General features: G+C 62.7%; 14 protein-coding genes. 7 read left to right on the forward strand and 7 right to left on the reverse strand.

Annotated features, from left to right (window positions below; translation table 11 throughout):
* The first annotated feature begins 29 nt into the window (after positions 1-29).
* The 3 genes from JJC00_RS37380 to JJC00_RS37390 all read left to right on the forward strand — a co-directional run bounded on the left by JJC00_RS37380 (position 30) and on the right by JJC00_RS37390 (position 3326).
* Positions 30-434: a DUF1304 domain-containing protein gene (locus JJC00_RS37380; protein ID WP_246774321.1), complete on the forward strand. Its 405-nt coding sequence runs from the start codon at positions 30-32 to the stop codon at positions 432-434.
* Between the two features lie 162 nt (positions 435-596).
* Positions 597-1838 (forward strand): ABC transporter substrate-binding protein, encoded by a 1242-nt coding sequence (locus JJC00_RS37385; RefSeq protein WP_200470700.1) that lies wholly within the window; start codon positions 597-599, stop codon positions 1836-1838.
* A 261-nt stretch (positions 1839-2099) separates the two neighbouring features.
* Positions 2100-3326 (forward strand): ABC transporter substrate-binding protein, encoded by a 1227-nt coding sequence (locus tag JJC00_RS37390; protein WP_200470701.1) that lies wholly within the window; start codon positions 2100-2102, stop codon positions 3324-3326.
* Positions 3327-3385: 59 nt separating this feature from the next.
* Here the strand turns inward: JJC00_RS37390 and JJC00_RS37395 are convergent, their stop codons facing one another.
* Complete coding sequence (locus JJC00_RS37395; RefSeq protein ID WP_200470702.1) at positions 3386-3811, reverse strand: DUF1330 domain-containing protein; 426 nt, start codon at positions 3809-3811, stop codon at positions 3386-3388.
* A 169-nt stretch (positions 3812-3980) separates the two neighbouring features.
* On the opposite strand from JJC00_RS37395, the gene JJC00_RS37400 reads away from it, so the two are divergent.
* Positions 3981-6200 carry a transglycosylase domain-containing protein gene (locus JJC00_RS37400; RefSeq protein ID WP_200474365.1) on the forward strand — a complete coding sequence of 740 codons (2220 nt, stop codon included), beginning with the start codon at positions 3981-3983 and terminating at the stop codon, positions 6198-6200.
* 323 nt (positions 6201-6523) lie between these two features.
* Here JJC00_RS37400 and JJC00_RS37405 read toward each other — a convergent pair whose 3' ends face one another.
* From JJC00_RS37405 to JJC00_RS37420, 4 genes are all read right to left on the reverse strand, one after another.
* Positions 6524-7363, reverse strand: coding sequence for a M48 family metallopeptidase (locus tag JJC00_RS37405; RefSeq protein ID WP_200470703.1), 840 nt, complete (start codon positions 7361-7363; stop codon positions 6524-6526).
* A gap of 312 nt (positions 7364-7675) precedes the next feature.
* Positions 7676-9004: a polyhydroxyalkanoate depolymerase gene (locus JJC00_RS37410; RefSeq protein ID WP_200470704.1), complete on the reverse strand. Its 1329-nt coding sequence runs from the start codon at positions 9002-9004 to the stop codon at positions 7676-7678.
* A gap of 121 nt (positions 9005-9125) precedes the next feature.
* On the reverse strand, positions 9126-9944 hold the full coding sequence (locus JJC00_RS37415) for an ABC transporter permease (RefSeq protein WP_200470705.1): 819 nt from the start codon (positions 9942-9944) through the stop codon (positions 9126-9128).
* The gene (locus JJC00_RS37420; protein WP_200470706.1) at positions 9941-10747 is read right to left on the reverse strand and encodes an ABC transporter ATP-binding protein; all 807 of its coding nucleotides are present in this window, start codon (positions 10745-10747) and stop codon (positions 9941-9943) included. Before JJC00_RS37420 ends, JJC00_RS37415 begins: the two co-directional genes overlap by 4 nt.
* A gap of 134 nt (positions 10748-10881) precedes the next feature.
* On the opposite strand from JJC00_RS37420, the gene JJC00_RS37425 reads away from it, so the two are divergent.
* Positions 10882-12192, forward strand: coding sequence for an ActS/PrrB/RegB family redox-sensitive histidine kinase (locus tag JJC00_RS37425; protein ID WP_200470707.1), 1311 nt, complete (start codon positions 10882-10884; stop codon positions 12190-12192).
* 103 nt (positions 12193-12295) lie between these two features.
* Complete coding sequence (locus JJC00_RS37430) at positions 12296-12850, forward strand: ActR/PrrA/RegA family redox response regulator transcription factor (RefSeq protein WP_276575394.1); 555 nt, start codon at positions 12296-12298, stop codon at positions 12848-12850.
* A 98-nt stretch (positions 12851-12948) separates the two neighbouring features.
* On the opposite strand, the gene JJC00_RS37435 is transcribed toward JJC00_RS37430, so the two are convergent.
* Complete coding sequence (locus tag JJC00_RS37435) at positions 12949-13440, reverse strand: MmcB family DNA repair protein (protein ID WP_200470709.1); 492 nt, start codon at positions 13438-13440, stop codon at positions 12949-12951.
* A 134-nt stretch (positions 13441-13574) separates the two neighbouring features.
* Here JJC00_RS37435 and JJC00_RS37440 point away from each other — a divergent pair, with 134 nt between their 5' ends.
* Positions 13575-15248 carry an alpha-amylase family protein gene (locus JJC00_RS37440; RefSeq protein WP_200470710.1) on the forward strand — a complete coding sequence of 558 codons (1674 nt, stop codon included), beginning with the start codon at positions 13575-13577 and terminating at the stop codon, positions 15246-15248.
* Positions 15249-15299: 51 nt separating this feature from the next.
* Here the strand turns inward: JJC00_RS37440 and JJC00_RS37445 are convergent, their stop codons facing one another.
* Complete coding sequence (locus JJC00_RS37445; protein WP_200470711.1) at positions 15300-16904, reverse strand: alpha-amylase family glycosyl hydrolase; 1605 nt, start codon at positions 16902-16904, stop codon at positions 15300-15302.
* Positions 16905-17056 lie beyond the last annotated feature (152 nt).

Genomic DNA, 17056 nt, shown 5'->3' on the forward strand with positions numbered 1-17056 from the left:
AAACACGCTTCGCACTTTCCATGCCGGCCATGCTACCGTCCACCCGAAAGCTGACGCTTTGGGGGCTCAACTTGATTCTCATCGCCAATATCCTGGTGGCACTTGTCGCCGCACTGCACGCTTACTTCCTGATCCTTGAGATGTTCCTCTGGGACAAGCCGCAGGGCTTGAAGGTTTTCCGCAATACGCCCGAGAAGGCCGAGATCACGAAAGTGCTGGCCGCCAATCAGGGCCTCTATAACGGCTTCCTCGTCGCCGGCCTGATCTGGGGTCTCGTCCACGGCAATCCGGCCTTCGCATTCCAGATCAAGGTGTTCTTCCTGCTCTGCGTGATCGTTGCCGGCGCCTATGGTGCGGCGACCGTCAGTACGCGCATCCTGATCGTGCAGGCACTACCGGCGGCGATTACGCTGGCTGCGCTGTTCCTGGCCTGAGCTTCTTGGCCTAAGACCTTAGCCTGAGACGCTACGGCGCAGCGCCGCGATCCTTGCGCGGCCCCTCGCGTTCCTCCACACTCTTCGGCAGCGATGGCGACCGTTGCAAGCAACGGGAAAAGACCGTCGACCGGAAAATTCCGTCAGGAGGAACAACCCAACATGAAGACTCGCAGAGCCTATCTGGCTGCCACGGCAGCGCTCGCCTTCGCGTTCTCCGTCAGCCAAGTCTTCGTAGGTCAAGCCCTCGCCCAGAAGAAATACGACACCGGCGCGAGCGACACCGAGATCAAGATCGGCCAGACCGTGCCGTTCTCCGGCGCCTATTCCGTCTACGCCAATATCGGCAAGACACAGGCCGCTTACTTCAAGATGATCAACGATCAGGGCGGCATCAACGGCCGCAAGATCAACCTGATCCAGTATGACGACGCCTATTCGCCGCCGAAGACCGTCGAGCAGGTGCGCAAGCTCGTCGAAGGCGACGAAGTGCTGTTCACCTTTCAGATCATCGGCACCGCGGCGAACGCCGCCGTGCAGAAATATCTCAACGGCAAGAAGATCCCGCAGCTCCTCGCGTCGACCGGCGCTGCGCGCTTCAACGATCCGCAAAACTATCCGTGGACCATCGCGTATAATCCCAACTACGTGTCCGAGGGACGGATCTACGCCAAGTACATTCTGAAGGAGCATCCCAACGCCAAGATCGGCGTGCTCTACCAGAACGACGACATGGGCCGTGACTATCTCGCCGGTCTGAAGAGCGGCCTCGGCGACAAGGCCGCCGGCATGATCGTCGGCGAGGTCTCCTACGAGGTCACCGATCCGACGGTGGATTCGCAGGTGGTCAAGCTGAAGTCGTTGGGCGCCGATCTTTTCTACGATGCCTCGACACCGAAGTTCGCGGCGCAGGCGATCAAGAAGGTCGCCGAGCTCGGCTGGACGCCGGTGCATATCCTCGACATCAATGCGAGCCCGATCTCGGCGACACTGAAGCCGGCCGGTCTCGACATCTCCAAGGGCATCATCTCGACGCAGTATGGCAAGGAGCCGGGTGATCCGCAGTGGAAGGACGATCCGGGCGTGAAGGCCTTCTTCGCCTTCATGGACAAATATTTCCCCGAAGGCGACAAGCTCAACACCGTCAACACCTACGCCTATTCGGTGGCCGAGCTGCTGACGCAGGTGCTGAAGCAATGCGGCGACGACCTGTCGCGAGAGAACGTGATGAAGCAGGTCGCCAACATCAAGGACTTCACGCCGAGCTTCGCGCTGCCCGGTATCAAGATCAACACCGGGCCGAACGACTACCGCGTCAACAAGCAGATGCAGATGATGAAGTTCAACGGCGAGCGCTGGGAGCTGTTTGGCCCGATCATCGAGGACAACGGACCGGCGGGTTAGCGACTGCGTAGGATGGGTTAGCGTCAGCGTAACCCACCCCTTTGGCATCCGCGGCAACAAAAGTGGTGGGTTACGCCCAGCGGACTGCGCTTCGCGCGGCCGCAAGGCTAACCCACCCTACAAATTTGCACCCTACGAACGGCCACCACCTCCCCACCTTGCGTAGCAGCAACGCCTCCTCCACACTCGCCCTCAGCGATGGCACCGGACGCACAGTGCGCCCGGGAGACCATTGGCGATAACAGACTGAGGAAATTGCGAATGAGGAATGGAATTTTGCATCTGGCCACGGCAACGGCGCTGACCCTGGCGCTGTCGGTCTCAGCGGCCAATGCCCAGAAGAAATATGATCCGGGCGCGACCGACACCGAGATCAAGGTCGGACAGACCATGCCGTTTTCAGGACCGGCGTCGGCCTATTCGTCGATCGGCAAGACCCAGGCCGCCTATTTCAAGATGATCAACGACCAGGGCGGCATCAATGGTCGCAAGATCAATCTGATCCAGTATGACGACGCCTATTCGCCACCGAAAGCCGTGGAGCAGATTCGCAAGCTCGTCGAGAGCGACGAGGTGCTGCTGACGTTCCAGATCATCGGCACGCCCGTGAACGCGGCCGTCCAGAAATATCTCAATTCCAAGAAGGTGCCGCAGCTGTTCGCGGCCACCGGCGCCTCGAGGTTCACCGACCCGAAGAACTTCCCGTGGACCATGGGCTACAATCCGAATTACTTCGTCGAGGGCCGCATCTACGGCCAGTACATTCTGAAGGAGCATCCGAACGCGAAGATCGGCGTGCTCTATCAGAACGACGACCTCGGCAAGGACTATCTGAACGGCATCAAGGCCGGCCTCGGCGACAAGGCCGCCAAGATGATCGTGACCGAAGCGTCCTACGAGGTGTCCGATCCCACAGTCGACTCGCAGATCCTCAAGATCAAGGACGCCGGTGCAGACCTATTCTTCAGCGCCACCACGCCGAAGCAGGCCGCGCAGGCGATCAAGAAGATCGCCGAGATGGGCTGGCATCCGGTGCAGATCGTCGACATCAACGCCACCTCGGTCGGCGCGGTGCTGAAGCCGGCTGGCCTCGATGCCGCCAAGGGCCTGATCAGCGTCAATTACGGCAAGGAGCCGCTGGATCCGACCTGGAAGGACGACGCCGGTCTGAAGAAGTATTTCGACTTCATGGCCAAGTACTATCCGGACGGCGACAAGGATTCGAACTTCAATACCTATGGCTACGGCACCGCCCAGCTCCTGGTCCACGTGCTGAAGCAGTGCAGTGACGACCTGACCCGCGAGAACGTCATGAAGCAGGCCGCTTCACTGAAGGACGTCGCCACCGACGTCGTGCTGCCCGGCATCAAGGCCAACACCTCGGCGACCGACTACCGCGTCAACAAGCAGCTTCAGATGATGAAGTTCAACGGCGAGCGCTGGGAGCTGTTCGGACCGATCCTGGAGGACGCAGGCCCGGCGGGCTAGTGGTTGAATTCTGAAATGCAATCGGCGGCCTGCGGGCCGCCGATTTTGTCTGGGGGCGCCTACGTCGGTATCTCCCCAAAGCTCTTCCCCACCGGCAACACCGCGTGCCGGATCAGGCGCGAATCCTCCACCGCGGCCTGGCGATGCTTGACTGCCTCGCGATAGACGGGGTCGCGTATCATCTCGACGAAGGCGGCGACGCTTGGGTATTCGGCGATGAAGCAGTGATCCCAGCGCTCCTCCTGCGGGCCGATCAGCATCAGCTCGAACCGACCCTGCCAGACGATGCGGCCGCCGAGGCGTTCGAACACCGGGCCGCTTTCGCGACCATAGGCCGCATAGGCTTCCGCGCCGCTGGCCTTGTGGCCGTCGGCATAGGCCGCGTCCTTGCGCAGCCGCACCAGATTGAGCATGTGGATCGGCCCGGGGCGGTCGTTGTCCCGGAATTGCGCAAAGATTTCCTTGGTCGGATCGATGTGGCCCATGCGTGGGGTTCCCTCTCCTTGATGGCCGCGATCCTAGCGCTGCCGTGGAATGAGCGGAACTGCGGCCTGGGAATGCCGCACCTCCTAATCGCGCGTTAACGTCGGGGTAACCGGGCCTTAAACAGCGACCGCTAGCGTGCGGCGGGGCGGGATGACCGGGCGTTTGCGTATGGGGTCGGGAAAGAAAAAGGGTGGGCGGAAGGAGCCGCTGTTCGGCTTGCCCGCAGCGCTTGCCGATCTGCGCCTGACGGCGGCGGACCGCGTTCCCGGCGGCGGCGACGACAAGCCGAAAAAGTCCTCCACCAAGCGCAAGACCGAAATATCCGACGACGAGCCGCCGCGCGAGCGGAAGGCGCAACCGAGCCGCAGCGGCGCCAAGCGCCGGTCGAAATCATCCATCAGCGCGGGCCTCGGCCGCCTCGTTTATTGGGGCGCCGTGCTGAGCCTGTGGGGCGTGATCGCCGTGATCGGCGTCGTGATCTGGGTCGGCGCCCACCTGCCGCCGATCCAGTCGCTGGAAATTCCAAAACGCCCGCCGACGATCCAGATCGTCGGCATGGACGGCAGCCTGCTGGCGCAGCGCGGCGAGATGGCCGGCGCCAACGTGTCGCTGAAGGACCTGCCGCCCTATCTGCCCAAGGCTTTCATCGCGATCGAGGACCGCCGCTTCTATTCGCATTTCGGCATCGACCCCGTCGGCATCTTGCGCGCACTCGTCACCAACGTGCTTCATCGCGGCGTGTCGCAGGGCGGCTCGACGCTGACGCAGCAGCTCGCCAAAAACCTGTTCCTGACCCAGGAACGCACCATGGCGCGCAAGCTGCAGGAGGCGGAGCTCGCGATCTGGCTGGAGCGCAAGCATTCCAAGAATGAGATTCTGGAGCTCTATCTCAACCGTGTCTATTTCGGCTCCGGCGCCTATGGCGTCGAAGCCGCCGCGCAAAAGTATTTCGGCAAGCCGGCCAGGAGCGTGACCATCGCAGAGGCCGCGATGCTGGCGGGCCTGGTCAAATCGCCCTCGCGCCTCGCCCCGAACCGCAATCCGGAAGGCGCGGAAGCGCGCGCGCAGATCGTGCTCGCGGCGATGGCGGATGCCAAGTTCATTACCGAGGCGCAGGCCCAGGCTTCGATCGGCCACCCCTCCTACAATGTGAAGCCGGTCGGCGCAGGCACCGTGAACTACGTCGCCGACTGGATCGGCGAGGTGCGGGACGACCTCGTCGGCCAGATCGACGACAGCATCAAGGTCGAGACCACGATCGATCCAAAACTCCAGGCCGTGGCCGAGGCCGCCGTCATCGACGAGCTCGCGGCCAAGAGCGTGAAGTTCAATGTCAGCCAGGGCGCGCTGGTGGCGATGACGCCCGACGGCGCGGTGCGCGCCATGGTGGGCGGCCGGAACTATTCCGACAGCCAGTATAACCGCGCGGTCACCGCTAGGCGGCAGCCGGGCTCGTCGTTCAAGCCGTTCGTCTATCTGACGGCCATGGAGCAAGGCCTGACGCCCGACACCGTGCGCCAGGACGCACCGATCGAGGTCAAGGGCTGGAAGCCCGAGAACTACACCCATGAATATTTCGGCGCGGTGACGCTGACGCAGGCGCTGGCGATGTCGCTCAACACCGTCGCCATCCGCCTCGGCCTCGAGGTCGGGCCGAAGAACGTGGTGCGCACCGCCCACCGGCTCGGCATCTCCTCGAAGCTCGAGCCCAACGCCTCGATCGCGCTCGGCACCTCGGAAGTCTCTGTGGTCGAGCTGGTCGGCGCCTATGCGCCGTTCGCCAATGGCGGCTTCGCAGCCGTGCCGCATGTGGTGACGCGGATTAGGACGCTCGACGGCAAACTGCTCTACATGCGCCAGGCGGACGAGCACAACCAGGTGATCGAGCCGCGCTATGTCGGCATGATGAACACGATGATGCGGGAGACGCTGATCTCCGGCACCGCGAAGAAGGCCGAGATCCCAGGCTGGCAGGCGGCCGGCAAGACCGGCACCAGCCAGGATTACCGCGACGCCTGGTTCATCGGCTATACCGCCAACCTCGTTACCGGCGTCTGGCTCGGCAATGACGACAACTCGCCGACCAAGAAGGCGACCGGCGGTGGCCTGCCGGTCGAAGTCTGGACGCGCTTCATGCGTGCCGCGCACGAGGGCGTGCAGGTGGCAGCCTTGCCGAATTTGCAAAGCAATTGGGGTCCGGCGAACCTCGTGCAGATCTCATCGCAGGTGTCGCCGCCGACACAGGCGGGGACGCCCGGGCCTGCACCTGCGCCGGTCGGCAATGGCGGCTATCGTGCCCCACCGCCGACGCGTGCCAATGTGCGACCGGAGGCTGCCGCGGGGCTTGATGGCTGGCTGATGGACCGGCTGTTTGGCGGAAATCGATAGCTTCGGCCGGAGGTCGTGGTGACCCCAAACAAAAACGCGAAAACAACCCCATGCACAGTAGGCGGCGGCTTACAGCATGATGCGCGCTGGATTGGTTGAAGGCGTTGATGCGGCGGGGCAAATCGGCGATTTGGCGCAATCTTGGTTGCGTAGGCCGAGAGTCGCACGAAACGCGCTGATCTCGCCTCATTCTCCGCTGTCATTCCCCGCGAAAACGGGGAATCCAGTACGCCGAGACATCGAGATCTGAAACGACTGCCGCGGCGCACTGGATCGCCCGCCTTCGCGGGCGATGACAGCGTTTGCTGGACGAGCAGCGAAACCTAATCCTCGACCCCGTACCGGTGCAGATCGTTCCCATACGTGTCGAGCCACTTCTTGGCGCGCTCCATCGACGGGCAGATCTTGCCGCACAGGCGCCAGAAGCGCGCGGAGTGGTTCATCTCGACCAGATGGGCCACCTCATGCGCGGCGAGATAGTCGAGCACATAGGGCGGCGCTAGGATCAGGCGCCAGGAGAACGACAGCGAGCCCGCCGAGGTGCAGGAGCCCCAGCGGCTGGACTGGTCGCGGATCGAGAGCCGCTTCACCTTGACGCCGAGCTCGCAGGCATGGGTCTCGGCTGAGCGCTGCAGATCGCGACGCGCCTCGCGCTTGAGGAAGTCGCTGACACGGCGATCGACGTGATCGAGGCCGCCGGCGACGCAGACAATGCGTTCGCCGCTGTCGCGAATTTCGGTCCAAACCGTGCCGCGCGCGCCGGCGCGATGCACGATGCGATGGGGAACGCCGCGGAGCGGTATCACTGTGCCAGGCTGAAACGGTGCAGCCTTCGGCAAACGACCAAGACGAGCCGCGATCCACGCACCGTGACGCTGCGCGAAGTCTTTTGCTTCGGCGAGCGTGCCGCGCGGCGGGATCGTGAGGATCGCTTCGCGGTCGCTCGGATGAATTCTGAGCGTGTAACGGCGCGCTCGGCGGTGCCTACGCAGTCGAATCGCAAAGAATTGCGATCCGTGGGTGATGACAAGGGTCTTTGGTTCGTGGGGCCGACGATAAAGGAGTGCACGAGTGGCCATGTCTGTCAGTCCGGGGAGCAAGAGTTCGCCCGGATTCTGCCATAACCGCCGCCACGGAAAGCGCTCGGCGCAAAAACAAATCATTTGCCCAATATACAGGGGTCGGGCGTCCGGGAGACCCTACAGACTGGGGTTGGAACCCCAATTTTTCGCCCCCGCTGGACGCATGTGGCACCCCCAAGAGGTGAGGGGCGACTCACTCCTATAAGACTACCTAAATACCTCGAATCTAGCGGGAACCAGACCCTCCCGGCAGGGCCTAATTTTCGACGGGAAAGCCGAAAAACGCGTCTCAAGCCCATTTCCGTTCCGATGGAAATCGGAATGGCCTCAAGATTCTGGTTTTGACGCGTTTTCTTTACGCGAACCGGCGTCCACTTCGCTCGAAAACACGCTCTATTCGGCTGCGAGAGCCTGCAACGAACTCGGATTCGCAGCCGAGACCATGAAATCATGGATGCGCGGTACGATTTCCGACTTGAAGCGCGAGCCGTTGAACACGCCGTAATGTCCAACGCCCTTCTGGACGTAATGAACGCGGCGATGATCCGGAATCGAGCTGCACAGTCCGTGCGTTGCTTCGGTCTGACCGAGACCCGAGATGTCGTCGTTCTCGCCTTCGACCGTCATCAATGCAACGCGCGTCACCTTGGAAGGATCGACGCGAGTTCCGCGATGGGTCATCTCGCCCTTCGGCAGCGAATGTTTCACGAACACGGTGTCGACGGTCTGCAGATAATATTCGGCCGAGAGGTCCATGACCGCGAGATATTCGTCATAGAACTCGCGATGCTTGTCGACGAGATCGCCGTCGCCTTTCACCAGATTGGCGAAGAGCTGCTTGTGGGCGTCCATGTGCCGGTCGAGATTCATGCTGATGAAGCCGTTCAGCTGCAAGAATCCGGGATAGACGTCGCGCATCATACCCGGATGCGGGAATGGCACCTTGGTGATGACGTGGTTGCGGAACCAGTCGATGCCGCGCTCCTGGGCGAGGTTGTTCACCGAGGTCGGGTTGCGGCGGGTGTCGATCGGCCCCCCCATCAGCGTCATCGAGGTCGGCACGAACGGATCGCGCCGCGCTTCCATGATCGAGACGGCGGCGACGACGGGCACGGAGGGCTGGCAAACCGCCATGACATGGGTGTTGCCGCCGAGGACATGCAGCATCTCGATGACATAGTCGATGTAATCGTCGAGATCGAAACGGCCGTCGCTGAGCGGCACCATGCGGGCATCGGCCCAATCGGTGATGTAGACCTCATGTGCCGGCAGGAAGGCCTCGACCGTGCCGCGAAGCAGCGTCGCGTAATGGCCGGACATCGGCGCCACGATCAGCACGCGCGGCTGCGGGCTACGCAGGGGACGGGCGAATTTGCGATCGAAGTAGAGCAGCCGGCAGAACGGTTTTTCCCAGACCGAGCGGACCTCGACGGGGACGCGAATGCCATTGACCTCGGTGTCGTCGAGGCCCCATTCCGGCTTGCCGTAGCGGCGCGTGGTGCGCTCGAACAATTCGCAGGCCGCAGCCACCGACTTGCCGACCTCGGTGCGCGCCCAGGGATTCAGCGGATTCTGAAACAGCAGCTTGGTCGCATCGGTGACTGCACGTGCCGGATTGAGGGAGGCCTGCGCCATCTCGTACATCCAGTACATCGGCGTGGTCAGGACCGGGCTGCCTTCTGCCGCCAGGGGCGGCGCGCCGCCAAACTCACCAATAGGCATCGTTAAATCCCTCTTCGCATCGCAGCATACTGCCGAATGCGTAATATTGCGTCAATGCATGGTTCCGTACATCTACGTGGCGCAGACGGTTAAATCAGCAGGAATCCACGATAAAGTGAGGTTATTCACCGCCCGCGAGCAACGAGCCGTGCTTCCTGGCGCTGCGCAAAAGGGCAAGGAATGCCCAAAAGGAAGCAACCAGAAGCACTGCATTGATGGCCAGCGCATCCAGCATCAAATCAGTCCGGAAGGTGTTCTCGATCAGCAGCGCGCGCATGCCTTCGAATACGTAGGTCGGCGGCAGCGACCAGGCGACATATTGCAGCCAGGTGGGCAGCACGCTGACCGGATAATAGATGCAGGCGAGCGGCATGATCGCGAACATCAACGTCCAAACGATGCTCTCGGCGCCAAGGCCGTTCCGCAGGACCAGACCCGAGACCAAGATGCCGACCGACCAGCTCGTGAAGATCAAATTGCAGAAGAAGGCGATCAGCGGCAGGCCGAGGCTGTAAACATTGAAGTGAAAGAAGATAATCGCAAGCAGCGTCATCGGGATGACGCCGATCGCGAGCCGGATCAGGCTCATCACCATCAACGAGAGCAGAAACTCGATCGGCTTCAGCGGGCTCATCATGAGGTTGCCGAAGTTGCGCGCCCACATCTCCTCCAGGAAGGAGATGGAGAAACCGAGCTGGCCGCGGAACAGGATGTCCCAGAGGATGACGGCGCCAATCAGCGTGCCGCCGGCGCGCGCGAAGAAATTAGCGTTCTGCGCAATGTAGAGCTGAAGAAAGCCCCAGGTGATGATCTGGAGCGCCGGCCAGTACAGCAGCTCGAGCAGCCGCGGCCAGGACGACATCAACAGATACCAGTAGCGCAGGATCATCGCGCCGATGCGCTGGACCGAGATGCCGTGGTGGAGGGAAAGCTCGCTCATCGCGGCGCCTCCTCCCTGGCCCCATTCGTCCGCCCGCGCGCGACGTCCAGAAACACCTCCTCCAGCGTGGTGCGGTTGTAGCGGGCCATGATAGCGTCCGGCGTATCATCGTCCTCGACGCGGCCGCGCTTCATGATGATGATGCGGTCGCAGAGCCGCTCGACCTCGAGCATGTTGTGCGACGCCAGCAGGATGGTGGCGTTGTTGGCCTTGCGATAGCGCTCCAAATGCGCCCGCACCCAATCGGCCGTGTCAGGGTCGAGCGAGGCGGTCGGCTCGTCCAGCAGCAGCAGCTCCGGCTGGTTGATCAGCGCCTTCGCCAGCGCGACGCGGGTCTTCTGCCCTGCGGAAAGCTTTCCATTGGCGCGGTCGATAAAATCGTTGAGATCGAGATCATCGGCCAGCTTTGCGATGCGGTCGGCGAGGTTTTTGACCGCATAGAGCTTGCCGAAAATGGTGAGGTTCTGCCGCACCGTGAGCCGCATCGGCATGTCGACATAAGGGCTCTCGAAATTCATCCGCCCCAGCACTTCGGCGCTTTGCTCCGGCATCCGATGTCCGAGCACGCGGACGCGGCCTGAGGTCGGCAGCACCAACCCCATGATCATCGCGATGGTGGTGGTCTTGCCGGCACCGTTGCCGCCCAAAAGCCCGGTGATGCTGCCGCGGGAAAGCGTAAAGGAGATGCCGTCCACGGCGCGGGTCTGCTTGTAGAGCTTGACGAGGCGATCGACCTCGACGGCCGCGGACAATGTGCTGTCCGCGACAGTCGGCCGACTTGAAGCCTTGGAGTTCTCAGTCATGCTAGGGGCGTTCTTCCGCCATTGCCGCGCAGAGCGCAAGTGTAACAAGACTTGATGTCAGGGACTTCTGCCCTCATGGACGTGCGGGGCCAGCGTGTTTGTGATCGGACACGCGCACCGCTAGATTGGCTGAGATGACCGAGACCGCCGCTTCCGACTTCCGTCCCTCGCAACGACACATCCGCCTGGACACCATCCTGCGGCTGCGCTGGCTTGCGGTGCTGGGCCAGCTCGCCGCGATCTTCATAGTGGCGCAGGGGCTGGAGTTCGAGGTCGAGATTGTTCCCTGTGTCAGCATCATCGCTGTTTCGGCGGCGCTCAATCTGGCTCTGCAGACCGTCGCCAACCCGATGCAGCGATTGGAGCCGCTCCAGGCCGCTGGACTGCTGGCGCTGAATATCGTGGAATTGGCCGGGCTCTTGTTCTTCACCGGTGGATTGCAGAACCCATTTTCGTTCCTGTTCCTCGCGCCCGTCCTGATTTCAGCCACCGCGCTGCCGGCCCGACTGACGTTCGCGCTCGGACTTCTGGCGGTGGCCTGCGCCTCGATCCTGTTCTTCTTTCATCTGCCGCTGCCCTGGGATTCCGAGGATCCCGTGGTGCTGCCGCCGATCTATCTCGTCGGTGTCTGGCTTTCGATCGTGGTCGCGATCGGCGTCACCAGTCTCTACTCGTTCCAGGTGACCGAGGAGGCGCGCAAGCTTGCCGACGCGCTGGCCGCCACCGAGCTGGTGCTGACGCGCGAGCAGCATCTGACCCAGCTCGACGGCTTGGCCGCAGCCGCCGCGCATGAGCTCGGCACGCCGCTTGCGACCATCTTTTTGATTTCGCGCGAGCTGGAAAAGACCGTGACGGATCCGGTCTTCGCGGCCGACCTGAAGACGTTGCGCGAGCAGACGCAGCGCTGCCGCGACATCCTGAGCAAAATCACCCAGCTCTCCTCCACCGGCGCGCCGTTCGATCGCATGAAACTGTCGGAGCTGATCGAAGAGGTGGTGGCGCCGCACCGCGACTTCGGCGTCGACATCAAGGTGCGGATCGCAGTGGCCGCGACCGCCGAGCCGGTCGGATCACGCAATCCCGCGGTGCTCTATGGCGTCGGCAACATCATCGAGAATGCCGTCGATTTCGCCAATTCGACGGTCGAGGTCAACGCGTGGTGGAACAATGAGACGATCGAGATCGTGATCTCCGACGACGGCCCGGGCATTCCGCCCGATCTCATGAACCGGATCGGCGAGCCTTATTTGTCGCGGCGGCGCAGTCAGGATGCCGGCGGCGGCCTCGGGCTTGGCGTGTTCATCGCCCGCACGCTGCTTGAACGCACCGGCGCCAAGGTCTCGTTTACCAATCGGACCTTTCCGGAACACGGTGCAGTGGTGCAGATCGCGTGGCCGAAGAAGCGTTTTGAGGCTATCGAGAGCCTTGAAGAAACAATAGGATAGTCCGCGACCTTGCGTCGCACGTGAGGGCCGATCGACTATTGGCGGCCTTGGCACCGCCTGATTGCGACGCCATATGTGGATGCGCAGGAGAGAGGACAAAATCTTGAACGCCATCGCCGAACTGAACGAACAGACCGACCGCTCGCTTCTCATCGTGGAGGACGACAAGCCGTTCCTGGAGCGCCTGTCGCGCGCCATGGAGACGCGCGGCTTTGCGGTGACGTCGTGTGACACGGTCTCGGATGGTCTTGCACAGATCGGCAAGTCCGCGCCGGCCTACGCAGTTGTCGATTTGCGCCTTGGTGACGGCAACGGTCTCGACGTCGTCTCCGCGCTGAAGAAGAAGCGCCCCGAGGCCCGCGCCATCGTGCTGACCGGCTATGGCAACATCGCCACCGCCGTGACCGCAGTGAAGATGGGCGCGATCGATTATCTCTCGAAGCCCGCGGATGCCGACGACGTCGTTGCAGCATTGCTCTCGACCAGCACGGACAAATCCGAGCTGCCCGCGAACCCGATGTCCGCCGACCGCGTGCGCTGGGAGCACATCCAGCGCATCTACGAGATGTGCAACCGCAACGTCTCGGAGACGGCGCGCCGCCTCAACATGCACCGCCGCACGCTGCAGCGGATTTTGGCGAAGCGCGCGCCACGGTAACGGCGTCGTAGGGTGGGTAGAGCGAAGCGAAACCCACCTTTCTTCGTATCTTGCACCGGAAGTGATGGGTTTCGCTACGCTCTACCCATCCTACGGACTCACTCCCAAAAATCCGCGTTCCCCTGCGGATCGACCAGCCGGTTGATCCGCAGCGCTGCCGCCATCCCAAACCGCACCGTCATCTGCTTGCGCGTCGCCGCGGCAATCTTGTGCTCGGGCGCCTCGCAATGCATGTGCGCGCCATAGGCGTCTGCGATGATCAGGCCGGTACCCTCGGGGAAAATCTCGCACGGCAGATCCTGCGTGAAGGCGAAGAACAGCCGGTCGCAATGGGCGCGGTATTCGTGCCATTTCTGATCGGCGCGCAAATCCTCCACCGACGATTTGATCTCGACGATCCAGATCTCGCCGCGCTCGTTCAGCGCCACGAGATCGGCGCGCCGGCCCGACGGCAGCGGCAATTCGCTGATGCAGGAAAAGCCCAACGAGCGCAGCAGCCGCGCCGTGCCCCGCGCGATCGCGAGCGCAGTTTCCGACTGGCGACGGTCCAGCGGCGGCACGAGGGCGATGTTGCGGGCGGGGCTGTCCATGCGGGGGAGATTAGCCGATTCCTCCGCTGTTGTCCTGGCGGAGAGCCAGGACGACATCGGGCACGGAACCTCCCTTCCCCCGCGCACTTATCACGCAGCCGCCGCACAGGCGGCAGCACCGAGGCCGCTCGCGCATGATCGACGATCTCTGGTACAAGAACGCCATCATCTATTGCCTCGCCGTCGGCACCTATATGGATGCCGACGGCGACGGTGTCGGCGATTTCAAGGGGCTGTTGCGGCGGCTCGATTATCTGCACGGCCTTGGCATCACCACGATCTGGCTGATGCCGTTCCAGACTTCGCCGGGCCGCGACGACGGCTACGACATCGCCGATTATTACAGCGTCGATTCCCGCTACGGCACGCTCGGCGATTTCGTCGAGTTTGCCCATGGCTGCAAGCAGCGCGGCATCCGAATCATCATCGACCTCGTCGTCAACCACACCTCCGATCAGCATCACTGGTTCAAGGAGGCGCGCCGCGACAAGAACTCGCCCTATCGCGACTGGTATGTGTGGTCGGACAAGAAGCCTGATAACGCCAACAAGGGCATGGTGTTTCCGGGCGTGCAGAAATCGACCTGGACGCGGGACAAGGAAGCCGGCGCGTACTACTTCCACCGCTTCTACGATTTTCAGCCCGATCTCAACACCTCGAACCCGTTTGTGCAGGCGGAGATTTTGAAGATCATGGGGTTCTGGATCCAGCTCGGCGTCTCCGGCTTTCGCATGGACGCGGTGCCCTTCATCATCGCGACCAAGGGCGCGAAGGTGAAGACACCGGTCGAGCAATACGACATGCTGCGCGCGTTTCGCGAATTCCTGCAATGGCGCGAGGGCGACGCCATCATCCTGGCCGAAGCCAATGTGTTGCCGAACACGGACATGGACTATTTCGGCCGCGATGGCGACCGCATGCACATGATGTTCAATTTCCACGTCAACCAGCACCTGTTCTATGCGCTGGCCGCGAGCGATTCACGCCCGCTGGCGAAGGCGCTGAAGGCAACAAAGCCGCGGCCGGCCGCGGCGCAATGGGGGCTGTTCCTGCGCAATCATGATGAGCTCGATCTGGGACGGCTGACCAAGGCGCAGCGCGACACCGTGTTCAAATCGTTCGGCCCCGACAAGGACATGCAGCTCTACGACCGCGGCATTCGCCGCCGCCTTGCACCGATGCTGGGCGGCGATCGCAGGCGGCTCGAGCTTGCCTACAGCCTGATGTGCACGCTGCCGGGAACGCCTGTGATCCGCTATGGTGACGAGATCGCGATGGGCGACGATCTCTCGCTGCCGGAACGCAATTGCGCGCGCACGCCGATGCAATGGTCGACCGAGCCGCATGGCGGCTTCACCAAGAGCGACAGGCCGGCCACCCCCGTCATCGACAAGGGGCCTTACGGCTACCCGCATGTCAACGTCGCAAAGCAGCGGCGTGATCCCAACTCGATGCTTAACTGGACCGAGCGCATTGTCCGCATGCGCAAGGAGGTGCCCGAGATCGGCTGGGGCGACTTTGCGATCATCCCGACCCGCGATCCCGCCGTGTTCATCATCCGCTATGACTGGCGCAACAATTCCGTGCTGTTCGTGCATAATCTCGACGAGAAGCCGCGCGAGATCGCGTTTGCAGCGCGGCTGCCCGGCGATGCCGGCGAGCACCTGATCAATTTGCTGGCGGAAGACCACAGCCACGCCGATAAGCGCGGCCAGCATCGCATCGTGCTGGAGCCTTATGGATATCGCTGGTACCGGGTCGGCGGGCTGGATTATCTGCTGAAGCGGAGTGACATCGAGACGCATTAGTTTGTTCCGCCGTTTCCACAACCGTCGCGCTGCGCCTGGCGGGGACGACAGCTAAGGATGTGGCGGCACGACCACCACGCCCTCATTTCCACGCAAATCCAGCACGCCCTCCAGCCGTTCGCCCTCGCGATCCAAAACCGTCGACAGCAATATCTCGCTGCCAAACCGGATGGCGCTGGTGGTGACCGCGATCGGCTCGGGGCCGAGATTGAGCACGACGATGAGTGCCCGACCCTCGGCCTCGCGGCGATAGATCAGGAGATCGGCTTGCGCCGCGATAGGATGGTAATCGCCAGAGACCAGCGGCGGCGAGGCCTTCCGCAACGCAATCAGCCGCTTGTACAGGCTGAGAATCGAGCGCGTATCGGCGTCGAGATTGACGACGTTCTCGCGGGTATGATCCTCCGGCAGCGGCAGCCACGCCCTGACCTCCGAGAAGCCGGAGAAGCTGGACGAATCCCACTGCATCGGCGTGCGGCAGCCGTCGCGCCCCACCCCGATGCCGGGCACGTTCTTCTCGAAGGGATCGCGGACATCCTCGGGCGGAATGGCGAGCTGATGCATGCCGATCTCGTCGCCGTAATAGAGCGTCGGCGTGCCGCGCAAGGTCAGCAGCAGCATGGCGGCGACGCGCGCCTGCTCGGGCCCGACACGGCTGGCGACGCGCGGGCGATCGTGATTGCCGAGCACCCAGTTCGGCCAGGCGCCTTTCGGCAGCGCCTTCTCATAGTCTTCGATGATTTTTTCGATCGAGCGCGCACTCCAGAAGGTCGAGAGCAGCGCGAAGTTGAACGGCATCTGTGCGCCGGTGAGATCGTTGCCGTAATAGGCCATGAGGCGATGCAGCGGCAGATAGACCTCGCCGATCAGCACGCGCGCGTCATAGGCATCGGTGACGCGCCGCATCTCGGCAATGACGTCAAACACCTCCGCCTGGTCGGTGGAGTATTGGGTGAGGATCTTTTCGTTCGGCGGCCGGCCCTCGACATAATGCGGGTTGGGCGGATTGTCGCGAAACTCGGCATCCTTGATCAGGTGCCAGATCACGTCGACGCGAAAGCCGTCGACGCCCTTCTCCAGCCAGAACCGCATCACGTCGTAGATCGCGGCGCGGACGTCCGGGTTGCGCCAGTTGAGGTCCGGCTGCTGGGCCAGGAAGGCGTGGTAGTAATATTGACCGGTCGCGGCATCGACCTGCCACGCGCTGCCGCCGAACTCGGACAGCCAATTGTTCGGCACGCCGCCATCGGGGGCGGGATCGCGCCAGATGTACCAATCACGCTTGGGATTGTCGCGCGAAGAGCGGCTCTCGACGAACCAGGGATGCTGGTCGGAGGTGTGGTTCGGGACGAGGTCGAGGATCAGCTTCAGACCATTGTCATGCGCGGCCGCGAGCAGTGCATCGAAATCCGCCATCGTGCCGAACAGTGGATCGATGCCGGTATAGTCGGAGATGTCGTAGCCGAAATCGGCCATCGGCGAGGGGAAGATCGGCGACAGCCAGATCGCGTCGACGCCGAGCGATTTCACGTAAGGCAGCCGCCGTAAAATGCCGGCGAGATCGCCGACGCCGTCGCCGTCACTGTCCTGAAACGAGCGCGGATAGATCTGATAGAAGATGCCGTCGCGCCACCAGTTCTCGCCGCCCTGAGCCATGTCGGAAAACCCACCCTGGAATATGCCTTGCGCGAGAGAACGCGGAAGCAGCGCCCCGGTTCAAACAGCCACGCGAATTGGGACGGCCGTGTGACGGCCGGCGCGGTTGTTCCGCAGCCAGGCCACGACTTTTTTGCTTGGCGGCGCAGCAA

Origin of the sequence: Bradyrhizobium diazoefficiens (assembly GCF_016616885.1) — a bacterium.
In the GTDB taxonomy this organism is placed as follows: domain Bacteria; phylum Pseudomonadota; class Alphaproteobacteria; order Rhizobiales; family Xanthobacteraceae; genus Bradyrhizobium; species Bradyrhizobium diazoefficiens_F.

Excerpts from the sequence above, each read along its gene's own strand:
- JJC00_RS37440 (WP_200470710.1), top strand. The coding sequence starts at position 13,575 with ATGATCGACGATCTCTGGTACAAGAACGCCATCATCTATTGCCTCGCC.
- JJC00_RS37445 (WP_200470711.1), bottom strand. The coding sequence starts at position 16,904 with ATGGCTCAGGGCGGCGAGAACTGGTGGCGCGACGGCATCTTCTATCAG.
- JJC00_RS37405 (WP_200470703.1), bottom strand. The coding sequence starts at position 7,363 with ATGATTTGTTTTTGCGCCGAGCGCTTTCCGTGGCGGCGGTTATGGCAG.
- JJC00_RS37425 (WP_200470707.1), top strand. The coding sequence starts at position 10,882 with ATGACCGAGACCGCCGCTTCCGACTTCCGTCCCTCGCAACGACACATC.
- JJC00_RS37380 (WP_246774321.1), top strand. The coding sequence starts at position 30 with ATGCTACCGTCCACCCGAAAGCTGACGCTTTGGGGGCTCAACTTGATT.
- JJC00_RS37435 (WP_200470709.1), bottom strand. The coding sequence starts at position 13,440 with ATGGACAGCCCCGCCCGCAACATCGCCCTCGTGCCGCCGCTGGACCGT.
- JJC00_RS37400 (WP_200474365.1), top strand. The coding sequence starts at position 3,981 with ATGGGGTCGGGAAAGAAAAAGGGTGGGCGGAAGGAGCCGCTGTTCGGC.
- JJC00_RS37390 (WP_200470701.1), top strand. The coding sequence starts at position 2,100 with ATGAGGAATGGAATTTTGCATCTGGCCACGGCAACGGCGCTGACCCTG.
- JJC00_RS37410 (WP_200470704.1), bottom strand. The coding sequence starts at position 9,004 with ATGCCTATTGGTGAGTTTGGCGGCGCGCCGCCCCTGGCGGCAGAAGGC.
- JJC00_RS37395 (WP_200470702.1), bottom strand. The coding sequence starts at position 3,811 with ATGGGCCACATCGATCCGACCAAGGAAATCTTTGCGCAATTCCGGGAC.
- JJC00_RS37415 (WP_200470705.1), bottom strand. The coding sequence starts at position 9,944 with ATGAGCGAGCTTTCCCTCCACCACGGCATCTCGGTCCAGCGCATCGGC.
- JJC00_RS37385 (WP_200470700.1), top strand. The coding sequence starts at position 597 with ATGAAGACTCGCAGAGCCTATCTGGCTGCCACGGCAGCGCTCGCCTTC.
- JJC00_RS37420 (WP_200470706.1), bottom strand. The coding sequence starts at position 10,747 with ATGACTGAGAACTCCAAGGCTTCAAGTCGGCCGACTGTCGCGGACAGC.